This window comes from Variovorax sp. 3319 (assembly GCF_031456585.1).
GTDB classification, from domain to species: domain Bacteria; phylum Pseudomonadota; class Gammaproteobacteria; order Burkholderiales; family Burkholderiaceae_C; genus Variovorax; species Variovorax paradoxus_P.
On record NZ_JAVDUZ010000007.1, the window covers coordinates 64,628 to 87,270 of the forward strand.

Here is a 22,643-nt window from a genome sequence, read left to right on the forward strand (position 1 = left end):
TACTAGCGGCGCTCGACCACCATCGGTGCAATGCGCAGGCTCTCGCGCAATTGCGTCACGGCCTCGCCGGCTTCGTTGCGCGAGGCAAACGGCCCCGCCTGCAACCGGTGCGTCCCGGCCTCGCTGAAAACGCGCAATTGCGGCGCCAGTGAAGGCAGGCCGCGCGCCGCCTGGGTGCGGAGGCTTTCTGCACCATCGCGCTCGCGGAAGGCGCCGAGTTGCACCCAGAAGCCGGCCACGGCGGCAGGAGAAGGCGCGGTGCCCAATGCGGCCGCTGCCTGTGCCGTCGGTGCAGGCAGAGGCGCCATCGGCGCTAGATCGGTGACCACCATGGACTGGCGCGGCGGCGGCGCGGCATCCGCTTCGAGCGTGGGCGGTGCTGCTTGTGCCATCGGCGTTTGCGGCACGACCGGCATTGTCGAGACCTCGACCCCATTCATCCCAACGGGTGCCACCCACGCCGAAGGCACTGGGACCGACGCAGCTGCCGCACGTTGCGACGGCGGCGCTGCCGGCGGCGCCGCGGCATACGCGGTTCCTGAATCCCGCCTCCAGGCGCCGGTACGGATGTCCTCGTTCGTGATGCGCTCGATTTCGACCGGCGCCACGCCGCGCAGCAGGTCAAGCTTGAGCGCCGCCGTGTAGCTCAGGTCGATGATCCGGCCGTCGACGAACGGGCCGCGGTCATTCACCCGCACGATCACTTCGCGCCCGTTGGCCGGGTTGCGCACCCGCACGTAGCTTGGCAGCGGCAGCGTCTTGTGCGCAGCCGTCATGGCGTACATGTCGTAGGGCTCGCCGCTCGCGGTCGATGCGCTATGAAATTTACGGCCGTACCAGGAGGCAATGCCCGATTCCCGGAACGGCCGGTCATCGGTGATCGGCTGGTAGGCCCGGCCCAGCACCGTATAGGGCTTGCTGGTGCCGCCGCTGCCGCGAATGGGTTCGATGCGGGGCTCGGCATCGGGCACCCGGTCGAGATCTGGCGGAACGTTGGTGCCCGGGCCGTCGCGGCCGCTCAGCGCGCCGCCGCCGCTGCGGGTGCCGCTTGCGCAACCTGCAATAAGAACGGCGACTGCCACCGCGCAGGCGGCCAGCGCGGTGGTGGCTGGGGTGCCGGCGCGCTCAGCCAAATACAGCCTTCCACAACGCCAGCATGGCATCGCGCTCGGCAGCCAATGCGGGCGGGGTGACCTGGGTCGGTTCTTCATTGAGGCGGGCGCGATGCTGCACACGGCGCAGTTCGCGATACGCTGCGGCGGCCTTGCGACCGACTCCCGCGGGCAGCAGCCCCGCCTCTTCCGCGCGCACCAGCAACGCAATGTTGCCCAGGTTGGGAATCAGCTCCGGATGCTCGCCCGAGGCCGACAGCACCAGAAACTGCACTGCAAACTCGGCGTCCACCATGCCCCCCGGGCTGTGCTTCACGTCGAAGCGGTCGGCCTTCACGGGCCTTGCGCCGCGTACCTTGTTGCGCATGGCAATGATCTCGGCCTTCAGCGCCTCGCGGTCACGGGGCGACACGATCACTGCCTGGCGCACGTCGTCGAAGCGCGCGCCCAGCTCGGTGCTGCCCAGCACGAATCGCGCGCGGGTCATGGCTTGATGTTCCCAGGTCCAGGCCGTGTTGCTGCCCCGGCCAAGCTGGTACTTTTCGTAGGCTGCGAAGCTCGTGGTCAGCAGGCCTGAATTGCCGTTCGGCCGCAAGGCGGTGTCGATCTCGAAAAGATCGCCCTCGCGCGTCTTCACCGTGAGCCAGTTGATGAGCTTGCGCACATAGGCCGCATACACCTCGCCCGCGCGCTCGTCGTCATCGTCGTAGACGAACACGATGTCCAGGTCGCTGCCGTAGCCCAGCTCTTTGCCGCCCAGCTTGCCGTAGCCGATGATGGCGAACTGCGGCACTTCGCGGTGGCGGTTGCGCACATGGGGCCAGCACCAGCGGGCCGTCACGCGCAGCGTGGTGTCGGCCAGCGCGCTCAGGTCGTCGGCCACCTGCTCCACGGTAATGCGGCCGTCCACGTCGCGCGCCAGCGTGCGGAACACCTCGGCGTGGTGGGCATGGCGCAGCAGGTTGAGCAGGCGCTCTTCGTCGGCTTCGCCAGTGCGGCTGAGCGAGGCGTGGCGTGCTTCGAGCTCGCGTTCGAATTCGGCCGCCACGAAGCGGCCCGACAGCATTTCGTCGCTTGCGAGTTCGTCGATCACGCCCGGGTGCTGCATCAGATAGCGCGCCGGCCACTTTGCAGCGCCCAGCAGCCGCAGGAGCCGTTGCTGTACCGCGGGCCGCTCGACCAGCAGCGCCAGGTAGCTCTCGCGCCGCATCAACGGCTCGATCCAGTCGGCCCAGCGCAATGCGGCGTCCGCATGGCGCGGCGTCTGCCCCGGCCCGTCCCCGTCGGGTTCTTTCAGCCATTGCCCGGTACGCTGGACCAGCTGGCGCAGCCGGGCCCGCGTTTCTTCGCGAAGGGCAAGCACGCGGGGCTGCTCGCACCAGTCGCGAATGCGCTCGGCAAATGCGGGCGGCAAGTCGTCGAGCAGATCGGCCAGGTCGGCGGGCGCGGAGGCCTTCTTGCCGCTGCACTTGCCGTTGCAGGGCTTCTCGCCGCCGAGCAGCTTGTCGAACTCTTGCGCCACCAGTTCACGGTGGGTGTCGAGTTGCTCGAGAAACGGGCAGCAGTTGGCATAGCCCATGGTCTGGGCAATCCAGCGCAGGTCATCGTCGCCCACCGGCAGCATGTGGGTCTGCTGGTCGTCCAGGTACTGGATGCGGTGCTCCACGCGGCGCAGAAACTCATAGGCCGAGGCCAGCGCATCGGCGGTTTCCTGCGGCATCAGGCCGGCGCGCGCCAGGCGCTGCAACGCATCGAGCGTGGGCCGGGTGCGCAGTTCGGGGAACTGCCCGCCGCGCACCACCTGCAGCAGCTGCACGGTGAATTCGATCTCGCGGATGCCCCCGCGAGAAAGCTTGACGTCGTTCGCGCGTTCGGGCCGCCCCGCACTGCGCCGGGCCGACTGCTCGCGAATCTGCCGGTGCAGCGTGCGCAGCGAGTCGAACACGCTGTAATCCAGATAGCGGCGGAACACAAAGGGCAGCACCGTGGCGCGCAAGCCCCGTGCGAGGCCTTGCGAAACGACATCGCGCGGCGCCACCACCCGGCTCTTCATCCAGGCAAAGCGCTCCCATTCGCGTCCTTGCACCTGAAAATATTCTTCGAGCGCGTCGAGCGACACCACGCTCGGGCCGGAGTTGCCGTTCGGCCGCAGCGCCAGATCGACGCGAAACACGAAGCCGTGCTCGGTGGTGTCACCCACCAGCGCGTAGATGCGCTTCACGGCGCGCGAAAAATACTCCTGGTTCGACAGGCGGCCGCGACCCTCTGCATCGCCGAGCGTTTCGCCGTCCAGGTCGTACAGGTAGATGAGGTCGATGTCGCTCGACACGTTGAGTTCGCGCGCACCGAGCTTGCCCATGCCAACCACCCAGAGCTGCGCGCGCTGGCCTTCGGGGCCGAGCGGGGCGCCGTGCAATGCGTCGAGCTCCTGGCAGGCATCGCGGCAGGCAATGTCGAGGGCGAATTCCGCCAGTTCGGTGACGGCCGTGGTTACCACGGCCAGCGGCGCCTGGGCATCGCAATCGAGCGTTACAAGCCGTTCCATCACGAGCTGCCGCACAATGCGCAGCGCGTCGCCGACGCTGTCGCCGCGCGCGCGCAACGCCTCGTAGGCCTTTGTCATCGACTCGCGCAGCGGCGCGCCGGGAGGAAGCAATGCAAGTTCGGCCGCATACCTGCGGCGCAGGCGCTGCACAAAGCGCGAATACGAAGAAAACGCGACCTCGATCGCGACGGATGGCGTGGGCGTGGCTGGCAACTGGTTCACACTGATATTGGTTTCCGTGGAACCCCTCTGATTGCTGGCGGTCATAATTCCCGACACAGCGCGATCCTCAATGAACGACACGGCGTCTCCCCCTTCACGTCTGCTCAAGATCACCGCTGCGACGGCGCGCTGGCTGTTGGGTTTACTGATCGCTGCATGGCTTTTGCTTGCACTGTCAGTGGTTGTCCTACACGCGTGGATTGTGCCGCGAATCGGCGACTACCGTGGCGCCCTGGAGGCACAAGCCAGCAAAGCCATCGGGGTACCTGTTCGCATCGGGTCGATCACCGCCCGTTCCGATAGTCTGTTTCCCGTTTTCGAGTTGCGCGACGTGGTGCTGCATGATGCCAGCCAGCGCGAGGCCCTGCGGCTTGTACGGGTGGTGGCCAGCGTGTCGCCGCGCTCGCTATGGCGCCTCAACTTCGAGCAGCTGTATATCGAGGGGCCCCAAGTCGACGTGCGCCGCGATGTGCTCGGCAAGCTGCACGTGGCGGGCCTGCACATGTCCAACGACACCACCGGAGAGACCCGCGCCGCCGACTGGTTTTTCGCCCAGCGCGAACTGGTGGTCGAAGGCGGCACCGTCCGCTGGACCGACGAGCAGCGCCAGGCCGAACCCCTGCTGCTGACCGATGTGCGCTTTGTGGCGCGCAACGGCGGTCGCCGGCACGGCCTGCGGCTCGATGCCACCCCGCCGGCCGGTTGGGGCGACCGCTTCACCCTGCGTGGCCAGTTCCGCCAGCCGCTGCTGTCGGTGCGCTCGGGGCGGTGGCAGACGTGGGACGGCCAGATCTACGCCGACCTGCCCTACATGGACGTGACCCGCCTTGGCCGATACGTTTCGCTCGACGCGCGCATTCGCGAAGGCAGCGGTGCGCTGCGCGTCTGGGCCGATGTGAAGGACGGGCAGATCGTGGGCGGCGCGGCCGACCTCGGGCTCAACCGCATCGATGCCTCGCTCGGCCGTGGACTGCAGCCGTTGGTGCTGCGCTCGGTCACCGGCCGCCTTGCCGGCCAGTTGAACGAAGAGAACTTCGAGTTCTCGACCACCGCCCTGCAGTTCGACACGGCCGACGGTATGCGCTGGCCCGGCGGCAACCTGTGGATGCAGCATTCGCCCGCACGTGGCCGCACGCCGGAGCACGGCGCATTGCGTGCCGACCGGCTCGACCTGGCGGCGCTCGCCCTGATTGCCGACCGCCTGCCGCTGGGCGACGCCACGCACCGCGTGCTCGATGCCTATGCCCCGCGCGGGCTGGTCGAGCGCATCGACCTGAACTGGCAAGGTTCGCTGGGCGCGCCCGAGCGCTACCAGGCCAAGGGGCGAGTCAGCGGCCTGCGGGTCGCATCGCAACCCGCCCCGCCCGAGATTGCCGCCGCTCCAAAAGCCGGCACCCCCGCCGCTCACCGCCCGCACGCCGGCTCCCCCGGCCTGAGCGGCGCCACCATCGAGTTCGACGCCACCCACACGGGCGGAAATGCCGCGCTGTCGATTGCGCAGGGCACGCTCGAATTTCCGGGCGTGTTCGAGGAGCCGACCATTCCCATCGACCGGCTGGCGGCCCAGCTCCAATGGAAGCTCGACAAGGGCCATGCCCAATTGCAGGTTTCCAAGGCACGTTTCGCCAATGCCGACGCCGAGGGCGAGGCCGAGGCCAGCTGGCGCACCAGCGATCCCGCCGTGTCCAGCGGCCAGGCGCTCTACCCCGGCGTGCTCGACCTGCAAGGCAAGCTGACCCGCGCCGATGGCACGCGCGTGTTCCGCTACCTGCCGCTCGAAATTCCCCAGCACACGCGCGACTACGTGCGCCAATCGGTCACCAAGGGCACGGCCAGCAGCGTCGACTTTCGCGTGCGCGGCGACCTGCACGACATGCCGTTCATGGACCCGAAAAAGGGCGAGTTCCGCATTGCGGCCAAAGTGGCCGACGTTACCTACGCCTATGTGCCGCCGGCTTCGGCCACTGCCGCGGCCACGGCTTCCAAGGCTGCGGCCTCGGCCCGCCCCGGCGCGCCAGCGCCGGTCTGGCCCGCTCTCACCGGCGTTTCGGGCGAACTGGTTTTCGAGCGTGCCGGCATGCTGGTGCGCAATGCGCGCGGCCGGCTCGTGGGCGCCAGCGGCATCGAGGTAACCAAGGCAGAGGCCCAGATTGCCGACATGTCGCACCACGCCTCGCTGCTGCGTGTCGATGCCCAGGCGAAGGGCCCGCTTGGCGAACTGCTGCGCGTGGGTGCGCCGCTGGCTGGCGAAACCGGCGAAGTGCTGTCCCGCGCGCGCGCCACCGGTTCGGCCGAGTACCGGCTGCATCTGGAGCTGCCGCTCGAGGCGATGGACACCGCCAAGGTCCAGGCCAGCATCGCGCTTTCCGACAACGAGCTGCAGCTGGTGCCCGAAGCGCCGTCATTCACCCATGCGAAGGGCGTCGTCGGTTTTACCGAAACCGGGTTTTCGCTGACCGGCGTCAATGCCAGGCTGCTCGGCGGGGATGTGCGCATCGAAGGCCGTGGCCGCTTTGCCGGCCCTAGCCGCGAGGTGGCACTGAAGGCGCAAGGCACCGCAACAGCCGAAGGCCTGCGCAGCGCGCGCGAAGCCGAGTGGCTGACGCGCATCGCGGCCAAGGCGACCGGCAGCACGCCGTATGCGGCCACGTTTTCGATGCGCGATGGCGCGCCGGAGTTCTTGCTGACCAGCACCCTGCAGGGGCTCGCGCTGCAGTTGCCCGCGCCCCTTGTGAAGACGGCGGACGAACAGATGCCGCTTCGAATCGAAAAGAAAGTGCTGCAGCGCGAGACCCGTGCGGGTGCCGCCATTGCGGTGCAAGACCAGCTTTCGATGGAGCTGGGCCGCATTGGCAGCGCTCAATATGTGCGCGACATTTCCGGCGCCGAGGCGCGGGTGCTGCGCGGAAGCATCGGCATCGGCCTGGCTGCGGGCGAAACCGCCAGCTTGCCCGACAAAGGCGTGCAGGCCAATGTGAACGTCACCAAGCTCGACATGCCCGCCTGGAAAGCCCTGGTCGGCGATGCCGCCCCGAGTGCCGGCACAGGCGAGGCGGGCGCAGCCGAGCGGCCCGAAGACGCGGCCATGGGCTACCTTCCCACGCGCATTGCCGTACGCGCGCAAGAGCTCGGCATTGGGGGCCGCACGCTGCACAACGTGGTGCTCGGCGGCACGCGCGACGGCTCGCTCTGGCGCGCCAACATCGACGCCACCGAGCTCAGCGGCTACGCCGAGTACAGCCACTCGCAGGCCGGGCGCCTCCATGCGCGGCTCGCGCGGCTCAAGATTGCGCCGGCCGAGGCATCGCAGGTCGAAACGCTGCTCGACGAACAACCCGGCACGCTGCCCGCGCTCGATATCGTCATCGACGACTTCGAGTTGCTGGGCAAGCGGCTCGGCCGCGCCGAAATCGATGCCGTCAACCGCGGCGGTGCGGGCCGCGAATGGCTGCTCAACAAATTGAGCTTCACCATGCCCGAGGCGAGCTTTGCGGCCAAGGGCACCTGGGCTGCCGTGCCCGGTGGCAGGGCGGGGCGCGCCGAGCAGCGCCGCACGGCGATGACTTTCAGGCTCGATATTGCCGATGTCGGCGACCTGCTCGCGCGCTTCGGCATGCCCGGCGTGCTGCGGCGCGGCAGCGGGCGGCTCGAGGGCGACGTCAACTGGCGCGGCTCGCCCTTCTCGCTCGACTACCCCAGCCTGGGCGGACAACTGCAGATCAACGTCGGGTCGGGCCAGTTTCTGAAGGCCGATCCGGGCCTTGCAAAGCTGCTTGGCGTGCTGAGCCTGCAGGCGTTGCCGCGCCGGCTTACGCTCGACTTCCGCGACGTGTTCAGCCAGGGCTTTGCGTTCGACTTCATCCGCGGCGACGCGAAGATCACGAACGGCATTGCGAGCACCAACAACCTGCAGATGAAGGGCGTCAATGCCGCCGCACTCATGGACGGCTCCGCCGACATCGTGCGCGAAACCCAGGACCTGCGCGTGGTGGTGGTGCCAGAAATCAACGCAGGTACCGCCGCGCTGGTGGCCACCGCCATCAACCCGGCCATCGGCCTGGGCACCTTCCTTGCGCAATGGGTGCTCAGCAAGCCGCTCGCGGCGGCCGCCACGCAGGAGTTTCATATCGAAGGCACCTGGGCCGACCCCAAAATAGCCAAGGTGCCGCGATCCATCCTGCCGAATCCCTTGAATCTTCCCGCGGCCCCGGCGGCCGCCGAAGGCCGGAAAACGGAGAACACGCAATGAAAGTCGCAGCCATCCAGATGGTGTCGGCCATCGCCCGCGAAGCCAACCTCGCACGTGCGCACGACCTGCTCGCGCAGGCCGCCGCCGCGGGCGCCGAACTGGCGGTGTTGCCCGAGTATTTCTGCATGATGGGCGCCCGCGACACCGACAAGCTGGGCCTGCGCGAAACCGCCGGTGCCGGCACTGTGCAGGGTTTTCTTGCCGATGCGGCGCGCGAGTTCGGGCTGTGGATCGTGGGCGGCACGCTGCCCATCGAGAGTGGCGATGCCGAGCACGTGTTCAACAGCTCGCTGTGCTATTCGCCCGACGGCCAATGCGTGGCGCGCTACGACAAGATCCACCTGTTCTATTTCGACAACGGCACCGAGCGCTACGACGAGCGCCGAGTCATCGCGCCGGGCTCCGCCCCCGTGGTGTTCGAGCTGCCCTCGCGCGACGGGCACCGCTGGCGTGTTGGCATGAGCGTTTGCTACGACCTGCGCTTTCCAGAGCTGTACCGCGCGCTTGCCAAACAGGGCGCCGACCTGCTGCTGGTGCCCAGTGCCTTCACCCGCACCACCGGCGCCGCGCACTGGGAGGTGCTGCTGCGCGCACGCGCCATCGAAAACCTTGCATGGGTCGTCGCACCCGCGCAGGGCGGCACGCACGAAAACGGCCGCCATACGTGGGGCCAGTCGATGGTGGTCGATCCGTGGGGCACTGTGGTTGCACAGCAGGCCCGCGAAGAGGGCGTGGTGCTGTTCGACATCGATGCCGGGCAAACAGGGCGCATGCGCGCGCAGCTGCCGGTTCTTTCGCACTGCGTTCTCTAGATGCAGGAAGTGCTGACCGCCGCATCGCCACGGTGGGCGCTGTTGGCGTTTGCGCGCCTGCGCTCGCTATGGAAGCGCTGGTTCCTGTGGCTGATTCTTGCCGTGCTGGTGTCCGTGTTGCTGATCACCGTTGTGTGGCTTGCGGGGCGGCACGAGGTCGAGCAGGTGCAGGCGGCGCTCGACCGCGACACCGCCGATGCCGTTTCAGATCTTCGCATCGGCTTGCAGCGCAATGCGCAGAGCCTGCGCGCCACGCAGGCTTCGGGCCTGGACCGCACGCATTGGCCTGAAGCCGCGGCCACCCTGCTGAGGGAGCATCGCGAGTGGCTTCGCCTTGAATGGCGCGACGCCGCGCTGCGACCGCTCGAAGCGGCCAACACGCCGTTCCGCATGCGCCTCATCGCGGAGGAGAGCCGCGGTGCAGACCAACCCGACGTGGCGCTGGCCTGCACCGCGGCGCGCAAGCTCGGCGCGCCCGCCTATTCGCCCAGCCACTTCGTGCCGGTGCTCGGCGGAGGCGGCGTCGAGGTGATGGAGCTTTGCGTGCCCATCGACGCGGGCGGTTTCCTGGTGGCGAGCTATTCGCTGCGCGACACGCTCATCGAACTCGTCGGCCCCACGCTCACGCGCGGGCAGGAAGTAGCGTTTACCGAAACCGACGGCACGCGGCTTGTGGCGCTCGGCACCTCTCGCCGCACCGGCACGCGCGTCTTCACTTCGCAGCAGCTCATCGATTTGCCCGGCGCCGCGCTGATGCTGCGCGTGGACGGCTGGCGCGCAGCGCCCGACCTCTTTCCCAACGTGCTCACGGCGCTGGTTACCGGCATTTCGATTGCGCTGGTGTCGGTGCTGGTGCTGCTGGCGCGCGACACGCGCCGCCGCCTGCGCGCCGAGCGCGACCTGGCCGATGCGCTCGCCTTTAGAAAGGCGATGGAAGACTCTGTCATTACCGGGCTGCGCGCGCGAGACCTGCAGGGGCGCATTACCTACGTCAACCCGGCGTTCTGCGAAATGGTCGGCTTCAGCCCTGAAGAGCTGATGAGCCGCAGCGGCGACTCGGCCGAGGTGCCCTATTGGCCCACCGAGCTCGCGCATGAATACCACCAGCGGCAAACCAGGCGCCTTGCCGGCGGCATGCCGCCGCGCGAAGGATTCGAGTCCGTCTTCATGCGCAAGGACGGCACGCGCTTTCCGGTGCTCATCTTCGAGGCCCCGCTCATCAACGCGCAGCGCGTGCAAACCGGTTGGATGAGCGCCTTCATCGACATCAGCGAGCAGCGCCGCATCGAAGAGCTCTCGCGCGCCAGCCAGGAGCGCCTGCAAGCCAGCGCACGTCTTGCCACCGTGGGCGAGATGGCCTCGCTCCTGAGCCACGAACTCACCCAGCCGCTGGCCGCCATTGCCAGCTACGCCACGGGTTCGCTCAACATGCTCGGCCCCAATGCAAAGGGCGAGCAGGCCGAAGTGGCCATGGCCGTGCGGCGCATTGCCGAGCAGGCCGATCGCGCGGGCCAGGTGATTCGGAGCGTGCACGACTTCGTGCGCCGGCGCGACCGCACGCGCGAAGCCGTGGCCCCGCAGGCGCTGATCGACGCGGTGCTGCCGCTGGTGCGGCTGCAGGCGCGCAAGCTCGGCGTGATCATCGAGGTGCTGCTGGAAGACCGCCTGCCCCAGGCCATGTGCGACCGCACGCTCGTCGAGCAGGTGCTGCTCAACCTGGCGCGCAATGCAATGCAGGCCATGGATACGCCGGACAATGCCGCAGAACGGGTGTTGCGGCTGCGCGTGGCGCGTGCCGTTGCGGTGGGCGGCACCGGCACCGAAGACGCGCGCCGCTGGCTCGAATTTTCGGTTGCCGACCTTGGCAGCGGCATCAGCGAAGAGGTGGCAAGCCGCCTTTTCACGCCGTTCTTCACCACGCGCGCCGACGGCATGGGGCTTGGCCTCAGCCTGTGCCGCACCGTGGTGGAGCAGCACGGCGGCGTGCTGATGTTCGAGCCCAACCGGCCACGGGGCACCGTGTTCCGCTTTACCCTGCCGGCGGCATGACCCTTTCCGGTTGCCGCGGCGACACTTGAAAACTACTGATATGCAACCGCTGATCGACGGCCTCATCTTCATCGTGGACGACGACGCCAGCGTGCGCGAGGCACTGGCCTGGCTGCTTCGTTCGCGCCGCCTCGAGAGCGAGCACTTTGCAAGCGCCGACGCCTTCGAGCAGCGCCTGGCCGAAGGGCCGCTGCCCGAGCAGCCGCTTTGCCTGCTGCTGGATGTGCGCATGCCCGGCACCAGCGGGCTTGTGCTGTTCGACCGGCTTGCCGAGCGCGGCCTGCTCGACGCCATGCCCGTCATCTTTCTTACCGGCCACGCAGACGTGCCCACCGCGGTGGACGCGGTCAAGCGCGGCGCTTTCGATTTTTGCGAAAAGCCGTTCTCCGACAACGCGCTGGTCGACCGCATCGAGCAGGCGCTGGGCGCCTCGCTCCGGGCGCTCGAAGTGCAGCGCGTGCGGCGCAGCCTGGCCGACCGCATTGCAGAGCTGACCGAACGCGAGCGCGACGTGATGCGGCTCGTGGTCGAGGGCCTCCCGAACAAGCTGATTGCCGATCAGCTGGCCATCAGCGTGCGCACGGTGGAGGTCCACCGCGCGCGCGTGTTCGAGAAGATGGATGTGAAATCGGCGGTCGAGCTGGCCAACCGCCTGAGAGATCTCTAGGAGATCAGGACTTTTCCGCGACGAAGATCTCGACGCGGCGGTTCTGCGCACGGCCGGCAGGCGTGCCGTTGTCGGCCAGGGGCTCGCGCGAGCCGCGGCCGTCGGTGGTGATGGCGGTGGTCGAGACGCCGCGGGCCACCAGGTGGTTGCGCACGCTGTCGGCGCGGCTCACCGAGAGGCGCTCGTTGCCTTCTTCGCTGCCGGTGTTGTCGGTGTGGCCCACCACGCGCACGCTGGCCGCCGTGGCGCTGCGCAGGCCTTCGGCGACCTTGTCGAGCACCTGGGCGAGGTTGCGCTTCACGTTGGAGCGGCCCACGTCGAACGAGAGTTCGTTGGGAACCACGAGGTGCAGCTGGTTGTCCGTGGTCTGCTCGATCACCACGCCCGTGCCCTTGGTGGAATTTTCCAACTCGGTCTTGAGCGATGCCAGGCGCGCTGTCCAATTGTTGGATGGCGCGGCCGACTGTGCGTCCGGTGCGGCTGAAGCCCCCGGCGCAGGCGATTGCGAGGCGCAGCCCGCAACGAACAATGCGGCCGCAGCCGCACCCAAGACAACAAACTTCCTCATGAGTTTTCCCTCTGGATTGACATTGAAACGATAACGACGGATACGACGGATACCGGCCGCTCCCGCCCGGCCGGCTTTTTCTTCTTATCTGGTTTTACTTATCTTTTGTCTGCCGGGCTGGTCAGCCGCGCGGCGCACGCTCGCCCACATAAATTTCGACGCGGCGGTTCTGCGCGCGGCCTGCGTCGCTGTTGTTGTCGGCAATCGGTTCGTGCGAGCCGCGGCCTTCGATGCGGAAGGCGGCGGCGCTCACGCCGCGTGCCACGAGGTAGTCGCGCGTGCTTGCGGCACGGTCGACCGACAGCGGGTTGTTGATGGCGTCCGAGCCGGTACTGTCGGTGTGGCCGATGATGCGCACCTCGGCGTTCGGGTTGTTGCGCAAGCCGCTCGCAAACTGGTCGAGCACGGGCGCGAAGTTCGACTTGATGTTGGAGCGGCCTACGTCGAACGACACGTCGCTCGGAATCTGCAGCTTCAGTTCGTTGTTCTGCGTTTGGGTTACGGCCACGCCGGTGCCTTGCGTTGCCGCTTCCATCTGGCGCTTCTGGTTTTCCATGCGCTGCGACCACAGGTAGCCGCCGAGCGCGCCCGCTGCGGCGCCCACCACGGCGCCGGTGCCGATTGCACCGCGGTTGCCGCCGGTCGCGGAGCCGATGGCCGCACCGCCCAGTGCGCCGATGCCGGCACCAATGCCGGTGTTGCGCTGGGTGTCGGTCATGCCGCCGGCACATCCGGACAGGACGAGTGCGGCGGCGGTGGTGGCGAGAACGAATTTTTTCATGGCTTTCCCTTTCAAGGATGAATCAGGCGGGCCACAGCTTAGCTTCGGCAAGCATGCGATGGTACGGCCTTAACGATCCGCCGAAAACAGGAAAACCTTTCGCCAGGTCCGATGAATGCTAGGATAATTGCTACTAAAGTAATAGCTGACGGGTTCTTCTCCGACATTTCCCTGCGGCTTGCGGCTACGCGAGAAATTCACGCTTCGGGAGGGCGTGTTGGCCTGGACGACTCGTTGTCATCCGCAGTCTCTTCTTCTTCTTCTTCGTGCAGCTCACCCTTGTTCCGGCCCGAAAACATGGTCCACCAGACGATCAATATGAGCACGAGCCCGGCCCCGAGGGCTTCAAGCAAAATCAAACCCATGAGAAATGGACTCCAGTGGCTGGTAGGGCTCGCGATCGTAGCAACGATGGCGGGCTGCTCCTTCAGCCCCCGCGCGCCGGAAACCCCGGCACGCCCCATCGTTACCCCGCCGCGTGACCTCGGCCCCCTGACAGGCTCGCTCACGCATCCCAAGAGCCGGTGGGTACCCGTCGGCTGGTCGGAGCTTCCGGGCTTTGGCGACGATCCGCTGCACGAGGCCTGGATTGCGTTGCTTGCCAATTGCGCGCGACCCAATGCTGCCTTTGCGCCGCTGTGCCGCGACGTGCGCCAGCTGGCCATTGCCACGCCCGAAGAGCAGCGCCAGTGGATGACCGACAGGCTGCAGCCGTACCGTGTCGAGTCGCTCGCGGGGGCGAGCGAGGGCAAGCTCACGAGCTACTACGAGCCCGTGTACGACGCCTCGCGCGTGCCCACCGCCACCTTCAACGTTCCGATCTACCAGGCGCCGGAGGGGCTGGTGCCGCGCCGCCCCTGGTACACCCGGCAAGAAATCGAAACGCTGCCCGAAGCGCAGGCGGCATTGCGCGGCCGCGAGATCGCATGGATGGCCGACCCCATCGACGCGCTCATGCTGCACATCCAGGGCTCGGGGCGTCTTCGCGTCACCGAATCCAACGGCGTGCAGCGCACCGTGCGCGTGGCGTTCTCGGCCACCAACGAGCAGCCCTACAAGAGCGTGCAGCAATGGCTCGTTTCGCAGGGCGTTTCCAAGGTTGGCAAGTGGCCCGACGACACCAAGGCGTGGGCCGCGCAGAACCCGCAGCGCGTGCCGCAATTGCTGTGGAGCAACCCGCGCTACGTGTTCTTTCGCGAAGAGACGATGAGCGAGGTCGATGCGGCTTTCGGTCCGCGCGGTGCGCAAGGCGTGCCGCTCACAGCGGGCCGCTCCATTGCGGTCGATCGCGAGAGCATTCCGTATGGCACACCGGTCTGGCTTGCATCGAGCGGGCCGGCCGCGCAGTTGCAGAAGCTGGTGGTTGCGCAAGACACCGGCAGTGCCATCGTCGGTGCGGTGCGTGCCGACTACTTTGCCGGCACCGGTGCGGACGCCGGCCGGCTGGCTGCGAGCATGAACCAGCCCCTGCGCCTGTGGGCCTTGTGGCCGAGGCAAATGCCAGCCCCCTGACCGGAGGCTGAGCGTTTCACGCTCGTGTCATGCGAACTGACTACCTTCGCGGGTTGATTTCTTGTTCAACCCACGAAAGATATTGCGCATGACCGCAAATTCCCGCAGCGACGATCCTTCGATCGATCTCGACGACATCGGCACCAACCCCACCTCGAATCCCTCTTTCACCGACCTGATCGCGTCGCGCCTGAGCCGCCGCCATCTCTTCGGCCTGGGCGTCGGCACGGCCGGCACCGCGTTGCTGCAGGCATGCGGTGGCGGCGGTGGTGGCGGCGGGGGCATCGGCTTTCCCGTGCTGCCCCCGGCACCGGCTCCCGCACCTCCGGCACCGCCGCCGCCAGCACCCGCTCCGCCGGCACCGGCGCCTGCACCTCTCAAGCTCAACTTCAATGCCGTGGCCAAGAGCCTGGACGACGTGGTGAGCGTGCCTGCCGGCTACACCGCCAGCGTGCTCTACCGCCTGGGCGACCCGATCGCCGCGGGCGTGGCCGCCTACAAGAATGACGGTACCGACGATCCGGCCACCTACGACCGGCGTGCGGGCGACCATCACGACGGCATGACCTTCTTCGGCATGAACGCCTCGAACAAGTGGGACGCGGCCAACGCCGCTCGCGGCCTGCTCGTGATGAACCACGAAGCCATCACGCCGCTGTTCTTGCACCCCGCTGGCCAGACCATCACCGGCACGGGCAATGCCGCGGTTCGCACCGTGGCCGATGAAGTGCTGCGCGAGTTCTACCTGCACGGCGTGAGCGTGATCGAGGTCAACAAGAGCGGCAACGCCTGGAGCTACAAGCAGGATTCGAGCTTCAACCGCCGCGTGCACACCCTCACCGAAATGGCGTTCTCGGGCCCAGCCGCCAAGACCGATTACCTGAAGACCAAGTATTCGACCGACGGCAGCAAGACCCGCGGCACGCTCAACAACTGCGCCAATGGCACCACGCCGTGGGGCACGTATCTCACCTGCGAAGAGAACTGGGCTGGCTACTTCCGCCGCATTGCAGCTACCGACAACCCCAGCCGCACCGCCAAGGAAATCACTTCGTTCAACCGCTACGGTGTTTCGAGCACCGGCCGTGAACTGTGGGCCACCGTCACGCCCGACACGGCCGACAACATCTATGGCCGCTGGAACACCCAGGTCACCGGCGCCACCGCCACCGACGACTTCCGCAACGGCGCCAACACCTACGGCTGGGTGGTCGAGATCGACCCCTTCAACCCCGCCAGCATCCCCAAGAAGCGCACCGCACTCGGCCGCTTCGGCCACGAAGGCGCCTGCCTCGGCCCGGTCGTGGTCGGCAAGCCGCTGGTCTGGTACATGGGTGACGACTCGCGCAACGAGTACATCTACAAGTTCGTCTCGACCAAGGCCTGGGACGCGGCCGACATTGGCGGCGGCATTGCGGCCGGCGACAAGTACATGGACGACGGCAAGCTCTACGTCGCGCGCTTCAATGCCGACGGCACGGGCAACTGGCTGGAGCTGTCGCTCGGCGTGAACGGCATCACCTCCGGCAACGCGACCTACGCCTTTGCCGATGCGGCCGATGTCGTGGTCAACGTTCGCCTCGCGGCCGATGTGGCCGGCGCCACCAAGATGGACCGGCCGGAGTGGACCGCCGTCAATCCGAAGACCGGCGACGTGTACGTCACGCTTACCAACACCAACGCTGCCTCGCGTCCGATCACCGCCACCGACGGCGCGAACCCGCGTTTCTACAACGATCCCAAGGGCGCATCGGCCACCGCGCAAACTGGCAACCCGAACGGCCACATCGTGCGCTTTGCGGACGACGGCGCCAACCCCGCCGCGCTCACCTTCAAGTGGGACGTCTATCTGTTCGGCGCGCGCTCCACGGCCTCGGCGGACATCAATGTGTCGCAGCTGAGCGCCGACAACGACTTCTCCAGCCCCGACGGCATGTGGTTCAGCCACGCCTCCGCCGGCCTGCTCTGGCTGGAGACGGACGACGGCGCATACACCGACGTGACCAACTGCATGCTGTTGGCCGCGCTCCCGGGCCAGCTTGGCGACGGCGGCGCGAAGACGATCACCAACGTCGACGGCGCCACAACCCGCACGCAGGCAACCTTCGTCGGCAAGGCACCCGGCACCGACGGCCTGCGCCGTTTCCTGGTTGGCCCGAAGGACTGCGAAATTACCGGCATTGCCGAATCGGGCGACGGCCGCGCGCTGTTCGTCAACATTCAGCACCCGGGTGAAACCACCGCTGCCGCAAGCATCAGCGATCCGACCAAGTTCGGAAGCCACTGGCCGGAAGGCGGCACGGCCCGCCCGCGCTCGGCCACGGTCGTCATCACCAAGGACGACGGCGGCCTGATCGGCCTCTGATCGGTTGCGTTGATTGCTACCCCGGGTTGCGCGCAACCCGGGGCAGCTGTGCGATCTAGCGGGGCAACGGCAGCGCCGTCTTGTAGCGCACCTGCTTGAGCGCAAAGCTCGAGCGGATTTTTTCGATGCCTGGAATCGGCGTGAGCTGTTCCAGGATGAACTTCTCCAGTGCCGCCATGTCCGCCACTGCGATGCGGATCAGGTAGTCGCTGTCGCCCGTCATCAGGTAGCACTCCATCACCTCGTCGTGCTCGGCAATGCGCTGCTCGAAGTCGGCGAGCGACTGCTTGCTTTGCGTGGTGAGGCTGATCGAGATGAACACGTTGAGCCCCAGGCCCAGCGCCTTCGCATTTGCGAGTGCTACATAGCGGTCGATCACGCCGCTCGTTTCGAGCGCCTTCACGCGGGCGAGGCAAGGCGAGGGTGACAGCTGGACGCGGCGCGCAAGCTCCACGTTCGACAGGCCGCCGTCGCGTTGCAGCTCATCGAGAATGCGCAGGTCAATGGTGTCGAGTTGCACGAAATGCCGCCCAAGAATTAAGTCGCGAAATTTTATGCTGCACCGCCGCCATGGGTATGGTCATGCCCGTAGCTAATTCTTGCCGATGCGGCCTAAAGTGCCGGTATGAACGCCCCGATTTCATCCGACCAGATGCGTGCCCTGCTGCTCGACTCGCCGCTCTCGCACGACCCCGACCCTGCGGAGACCGCCGAATGGCGCGACGCCTTCCTGGCTCTGGCGCAAACGCATGGTCCGCAGCGTGCGCGGCAGATGCTGGTGGAGCTTGCCCGGCTTGCGCGGCAGCAACGCATTGGATGGCAGCCCGAACTCGCGACGCCCTACGTCAACACCATTGCGGTGGAAGACCAGCCGCCCTTCCCGGGTGACCTGGCCGTCGAGGAACGCCTGGCTTCGCTCATGCGGTGGAACGCGCTCGCCATGGTCGCAAAGGCCAACCAGGCGTATGGCGAGCTCGGCGGCCACATTGCAAGCTATGCCAGCGCGGCCGATTTGTTCGAAACCGGCTTCAATCACTTCTTTCATGCGCGCGATCAAAAGCATCGGGGCGACCTGGTGTTCTTCCAGCCGCACAGCGCTCCAGGCGTTTACGCACGCGCGTACCTCGAAGGCCGCCTCAGCGAAGAAGACCTGAAGCACTATCGCCAGGAACTGACCGCACCCGCCTTCACACAAGGCAGCGGCGCACGCGGATTGAGCAGCTATCCGCATCCCTACCTGATGCCGGATTTCTGGCAGTTTCCGACCGGCTCGATGGGCATCGGCCCCATCAGCTCGATTTACCACGCGCGCTTCATGCGCTACCTCACGCACCGCAACCTGCTCGACTGCGAGGGCCGCAAAGTGTGGGGCGTGTTCGGCGATGGCGAGATGGACGAGCCCGAATCGATGAGCGCATTGACGCTTGCCGCGCGCGAGAAGCTCGACAACCTGGTGTGGGTCGTCAACTGCAACCTGCAGCGCCTGGACGGGCCGGTGCGCGGCAACGGCCGCATCATCGACGAGCTTGAAAAGCTCTTTGCAGGCGCGGGCTGGAACGTCATCAAGCTCGTGTGGGGCAGCGACTGGGACGGCCTCTTCGCGCAGGACGTGAGCGGCGCGCTCGCGCGCGTGTTCGCCAACACCGTCGATGGCCAGATGCAGACCTTTGCGGCCAAGGACGGCCGCTTCAACCGCGACAACTTCTTCGGCCAGAACGCTGAACTCGCGCGACTGGCCGAAGGCATGACCGACGAGCAGATCGACCGCCTGAAGCGCGGCGGCCACGACCTCGTGAAGATCTATGCCGCCTATGCTGCTGCGGCCGCGCACAAGGGCCAACCGACCGTGATCCTCGCCCACACCAAGAAGGGCTACGGCATGGGCAGTGCCGCGCAGGGCAAGATGACCACGCACTCGCACAAGAAGATGGGCGACGTCGATCTCATCGAGTTTCGCGACCGCTTCAACCTGCCGCTCACCGACGCGCAGGCCATTGCGATGGACTTCTACCGCCCGCCCGAAGACAGCGCCGAGATGCAGTACCTGCGCAGCCACCGCGCCGCGCTCGGCGGCGCCATGCCCCGCCGCGAGACCGCATGCGACGTGGTGCCCAAGCCCGACATCGCAAGCTACGCGCAATTTGCGACAGCCGCGGCCGGCAAGGAAATGAGCACCACCATGGCCTTCGTGCGCATGCTCGGCAACCTCATGAAAGACAAGGCCCTGGGCCCGCGCATCGTGCCCATCGTGGCCGACGAGGCGCGCACCTTCGGCATGGCCAACCTGTTCAAGCAGGTCGGCATCTATTCGAGCGTGGGCCAGCGCTATGCGCCCGAAGACATTGGCTCCGTGCTGAGTTATCGCGAAGCCACCGACGGCCAGATTCTTGAAGAAGGCATCAGCGAAGCCGGCGCCATTGCCAGCTGGACCGCAGCCGCCACCAGCTACAGCGTGCACGGCCTGGCCATGCTGCCTTTCTACATCTACTACTCGATGTTCGGATTTCAGCGCGTGGGCGACGCCATCTGGGCCGCCGCCGACCAGCGCGCACGCGGTTTCTTGCTGGGCGCCACCTCGGGCCGCACCACCCTCGGCGGCGAAGGCCTGCAGCACCAGGACGGCAGCAGCCACCTGGTGGCCGCGACCATTCCCAACTGCAAGGCCTACGACCCCGCCTACGCCGGCGAGATGGCCGTCATCGTCGACGCGGGCATTCGCGAAATGATGGTCGAGCAGAAGGACGTTTTCTACTACGTCACGCTCATGAACGAGAACTACGCGCAGCCCGATGTGCCCGAGGGCGCGGAGGCGGACATACTGCGCGGGTGCTATCGCTTCGGCGTGTATGCGCCGGCTGCTTCAGGCAAGGCGAAAACGAAGAAAGTCGTCACGCTCATGGGATCGGGCGCCATCTTCACCGAAGTCGTCAAGGCGGCGCAGCTGCTGGCCGATGAAGGCATCGAGGCCGAGGTGTTCAGCGTGACGAGCTGGAGCGAGCTTGCGCGCGATGGCCTGGCTTGCGAGCAGCGCGCGATCGCGGGCGAGAAGGAGGCCGGCGTGCCGTTCGTCGCGCGGCAGCTCGGTGCGAGCAAAGGCCCGATCATCGCCGCCACCGACTACGTGCGCGCCGTGCCCGAGAGCGTGCGCGCCTTCTTGCCTGAAGGCCGCCGCTATCTAACGCTGGGAACGGATGGGTTTGGCCGCAGCGATACGCGTGCGGCGCTGCGGGAGTTCTTTGGAGTGGATGCGGAGAGCATTGCGCGGGCGGCGCGGTATGCGTTGGGGTGAGCGGAGCGACGGCTGCCGCAGGGGCGCGATCCTCGGCAGGTCATGTGGAACCGGCCGCCCGCACAATGCGCGCCCCCAGCTTGCTGAGCACTTCCCGGGTCATAAATGTCTTGTCGTCCAGCGATGCCGGAAGTTCTTGAAGCATCTGTATGCGCAGGATGGTGAGCTTGGATACCCGCTTCTCGTCTGCGTCCCTCTGTGCTTGGCCTGGCGGGGTGATGTAGATCGGAATCGGGATGTATCTTGTTCCAGCGACCTTTTGCAACGTTGCCGCATTGATAGGGGTCTCACGGCTTACCGCGAGCCTGCCGAGGGGCTTCGTGGGAAACGAATCTGACCACGAGAAAACATCACTACCGTCCAGGATGGAGCGATCCACTTCTCCTTGGACGATCCTGAAAGCGGGCACACCGAGTTCGCCCGCAAGCTCTGCCGCGCGATAGAAGGCGAACGCCTTGGCCGTCCGCGAAGCGGTCGCCGGTGAACCATAGAAGTCGATCCGGTAAACGTCTCCCTCGATATGCATGGTGCTGTATCCGTAGGTGCCATCCCCCGCAGATGCCGCTCGGTACGGCGTCGCGGGCAGGCTGGTACAGCCAGAAAGCAGGACGCCTCCAGCAGCAACTGCAACGAACAAAGATCTGGCTGAACAAATCATCGACATATCAAAAGCTCGCGTTGAGATTGAACCCAAAGGTGGTCCTGGCCGTGCGATACCCCTCCGGCTTGCTGATCGGCGCGCCCATGAAGAAGTCATAGCTCAACTTGCTCCACTGCCCTCGCACGCCAATGACCGCACCCGCCAAGCTGCGGCCCAGCAGGTCCACCGTCGAGCGCCCGCCGACATGCCCGTAGTCGGCGCCGACATACAGCTCCGCCCCGCTCTGGCCCATGGCCCATCCAACATCGTTGCGGATCAGCCAGCCCCGCTCGCCCATCAGGCTCGTCTCGCCGTCGAAGCCGCGCACCGTGTAGCGCCCGCCAATCGAGAACCGGTCCTGCGGCGTCAGCGGCGTGCGGTTCCACTGCGCGCGGATCAGGCCCGAATAGCGCAGCTTCTGCTCGCCCAGCTTGAACGGCGCATTCAGGCTCACCTCGGCCGTGTACAGCTTCATGCGCGAAGTGCCTTCGCCGAACTCTTCTTCCGGCGCCGCAATGGAACCGAAGCCGCCCGTGCCATGCTTGACCGCCAACGTGCCCTCCAGCGTGGCCTCGCCGATGAACTCCTTGTGGTTCAGGGCCAGCTCCCAGCCGCCCACCACGCGGTGTTGCACATCGACCTCGGTGTCGTCCACAAAGTTGCGCGACTCGCGACGGAAGCCTTTGAGCGCCAGCGTCGTCTTGCGGCTCTGGTCGCGGTACAGCAAGCGCGAGAGCTTGATCTCGGCGTTGTTGGTCTTGCCCGCATACACATAGTCCTGGTTCAGCCCCGCCACGCTCTGGTGGTACTGGCTGTTCGAGGCCGTGAACCCCAGCATCCAGTAGCCGTAGGGCAGCGAGTAATGCACCGTCTGGCCCTCCGTGCCGTAGCTCGGCTCCGAGAGAAAGTGGCTGTTGATGCTGTGGTTGGCGCTCAGGTAGAACAGGTCGTTCAGTCCGAACGGGTTGTCCACCGACACCGTGGCACCGGCCTGATAGCGGCCCGTGGCCTTGGTGCCGCTGTCGTCCAGGCTCAGGGCCACGCGCCACTTCCTGGCCTGCACGTACTTGACCACCAGGTCGCTGTCGCCCGGCCTCGCATTGGGCGCGGTCGAGGGCTCGATCTGGATGTCGGCCTCGGCCGTGGGGGCGCGCTTGAGGTTCTCCAGCCCCTGCTCGATGTCGCGCAGGTTCAGGAGATCACCCGGCCGGGCCGGAATGGCGGAGCCCAGCAAGGCACCGCTGCCCAGCAGCGTGGGCGAAGAATCAGGCGTCAGGCGGATGGCCGCGATGCGCCCGGGCACCAGCGAGAGGGTCAAGGTGCCGGTAGACAAGTCCTGCGGCGCGGCCAGCACCCGGGTGGTGACGAAGCCGCGCGCAATCGCCGCCTGCTGGGCGCGCGCGAGCACCACGTTCACGCCTGCGGTGCCCAGGCAGCGGCCGAGGGGGGAATCGTTGCCATCAGGGCCTGAGAGATCAGAGACAGCCCACTGGAAGGCCTCGGCCTGCTCGCCGACCAGCAGCACGCGGTCGATGCGAAAGCACGGGGCTTCGGTCTCGGGAATGCGTGCCACCGGTGCAGGCGGCGCGGCCTGCAGCCGCTGGTCGACGGTGCGCTCGTTCTGCTCGCGCAGGGCGCGCTCGCGTTCCTGCTGGCGTTGTTGTTCGATGAAGGGTTGAGGGGTGGTGGGGACCTGGGCTTGAGCCAACAGTGGGCCGCCCAACAGCACGCCGGCCAGCACGGCACACGAATTCGTTCTCAATTTCCCTCCCTGCTGTTTTTATCTACACCGTCACGCGCAGTGTCTGAGCAATTCACCAACGCCCTTTGTA

The 22,643-nt window shown here is 66.8% G+C and carries 15 protein-coding genes; 7 read left to right on the forward strand and 8 right to left on the reverse strand.

What is annotated here, in order from left to right; genetic code table 11:
* Positions 1-2 precede the first annotated feature (2 nt).
* On the reverse strand, positions 3-1,133 hold the full coding sequence (locus J2X67_RS15385) for a septal ring lytic transglycosylase RlpA family protein (protein ID WP_309954157.1): 1,131 nt from the start codon (positions 1,131-1,133) through the stop codon (positions 3-5).
* Positions 1,126-3,924 carry a bifunctional [glutamate--ammonia ligase]-adenylyl-L-tyrosine phosphorylase/[glutamate--ammonia-ligase] adenylyltransferase gene (glnE, locus tag J2X67_RS15390; protein WP_309954158.1) on the reverse strand — a complete coding sequence of 933 codons (2,799 nt, stop codon included), beginning with the start codon at positions 3,922-3,924 and terminating at the stop codon, positions 1,126-1,128. Before glnE ends, J2X67_RS15385 begins: the two co-directional genes overlap by 8 nt.
* 25 nt (positions 3,925-3,949) lie before the next feature.
* Here glnE and J2X67_RS15395 point away from each other — a divergent pair, with 25 nt between their 5' ends.
* From J2X67_RS15395 to J2X67_RS15410, 4 genes are read left to right on the forward strand one after another with little or no spacing between them, the layout of a single operon-like run.
* Positions 3,950-8,128, forward strand: coding sequence for a YhdP family protein (locus J2X67_RS15395; RefSeq protein WP_309954159.1), 4,179 nt, complete (start codon positions 3,950-3,952; stop codon positions 8,126-8,128).
* Positions 8,125-8,940, forward strand: coding sequence for a carbon-nitrogen hydrolase family protein (locus J2X67_RS15400; RefSeq protein ID WP_309954160.1), 816 nt, complete (start codon positions 8,125-8,127; stop codon positions 8,938-8,940). The genes J2X67_RS15395 and J2X67_RS15400 overlap by 4 nt, the downstream gene beginning before the upstream one ends.
* Complete coding sequence (locus J2X67_RS15405; RefSeq protein WP_309954161.1) at positions 8,941-10,989, forward strand: ATP-binding protein; 2,049 nt, start codon at positions 8,941-8,943, stop codon at positions 10,987-10,989.
* Between the two features lie 40 nt (positions 10,990-11,029).
* Positions 11,030-11,656, forward strand: a complete 627-nt coding sequence (locus J2X67_RS15410) for a response regulator (RefSeq protein ID WP_309954162.1) — start codon at positions 11,030-11,032, stop codon at positions 11,654-11,656.
* A 4-nt stretch (positions 11,657-11,660) separates the two neighbouring features.
* Here J2X67_RS15410 and J2X67_RS15415 read toward each other — a convergent pair whose 3' ends face one another.
* The 3 genes from J2X67_RS15415 to J2X67_RS15425 form a co-directional block, all read right to left on the reverse strand.
* Positions 11,661-12,224 (reverse strand): OmpA family protein, encoded by a 564-nt coding sequence (locus J2X67_RS15415; protein ID WP_281148790.1) that lies wholly within the window; start codon positions 12,222-12,224, stop codon positions 11,661-11,663.
* A 121-nt stretch (positions 12,225-12,345) separates the two neighbouring features.
* Positions 12,346-13,005: an OmpA family protein gene (locus J2X67_RS15420; protein WP_281148789.1), complete on the reverse strand. Its 660-nt coding sequence runs from the start codon at positions 13,003-13,005 to the stop codon at positions 12,346-12,348.
* A gap of 197 nt (positions 13,006-13,202) precedes the next feature.
* Positions 13,203-13,370, reverse strand: coding sequence for a hypothetical protein (locus tag J2X67_RS15425; RefSeq protein WP_309954163.1), 168 nt, complete (start codon positions 13,368-13,370; stop codon positions 13,203-13,205).
* On the opposite strand from J2X67_RS15425, the gene J2X67_RS15430 reads away from it, so the two are divergent.
* Complete coding sequence (locus tag J2X67_RS15430; protein WP_309954164.1) at positions 13,369-14,517, forward strand: MltA domain-containing protein; 1,149 nt, start codon at positions 13,369-13,371, stop codon at positions 14,515-14,517. The two genes, J2X67_RS15425 and J2X67_RS15430, sit on opposite strands and share 2 nt — an antisense overlap.
* Positions 14,518-14,605: 88 nt before the next feature.
* A complete protein-coding gene (locus tag J2X67_RS15435; RefSeq protein WP_309954165.1) occupies positions 14,606-16,882 on the forward strand; it encodes a PhoX family phosphatase in 2,277 nt (758 codons plus the stop codon).
* Between the two features lie 55 nt (positions 16,883-16,937).
* Here J2X67_RS15435 and J2X67_RS15440 read toward each other — a convergent pair whose 3' ends face one another.
* Positions 16,938-17,402: an Lrp/AsnC family transcriptional regulator gene (locus J2X67_RS15440; protein ID WP_309954166.1), complete on the reverse strand. Its 465-nt coding sequence runs from the start codon at positions 17,400-17,402 to the stop codon at positions 16,938-16,940.
* Between the two features lie 105 nt (positions 17,403-17,507).
* Here J2X67_RS15440 and mdeB point away from each other — a divergent pair, with 105 nt between their 5' ends.
* Positions 17,508-20,171, forward strand: a complete 2,664-nt coding sequence (gene mdeB, locus J2X67_RS15445; RefSeq protein WP_309954167.1) for an alpha-ketoglutarate dehydrogenase — start codon at positions 17,508-17,510, stop codon at positions 20,169-20,171.
* A 40-nt stretch (positions 20,172-20,211) separates the two neighbouring features.
* Here mdeB and J2X67_RS15450 read toward each other — a convergent pair whose 3' ends face one another.
* Both J2X67_RS15450 and J2X67_RS15455 read right to left on the reverse strand, forming a co-directional pair.
* On the reverse strand, positions 20,212-20,928 hold the full coding sequence (locus J2X67_RS15450; RefSeq protein WP_409050504.1) for a CC0125/CC1285 family lipoprotein: 717 nt from the start codon (positions 20,926-20,928) through the stop codon (positions 20,212-20,214).
* Positions 20,837-22,552: a ShlB/FhaC/HecB family hemolysin secretion/activation protein gene (locus tag J2X67_RS15455; protein WP_309954438.1), complete on the reverse strand. Its 1,716-nt coding sequence runs from the start codon at positions 22,550-22,552 to the stop codon at positions 20,837-20,839. Before J2X67_RS15455 ends, J2X67_RS15450 begins: the two co-directional genes overlap by 92 nt.
* Between the last annotated feature and the right edge of the window lie 91 nt (positions 22,553-22,643).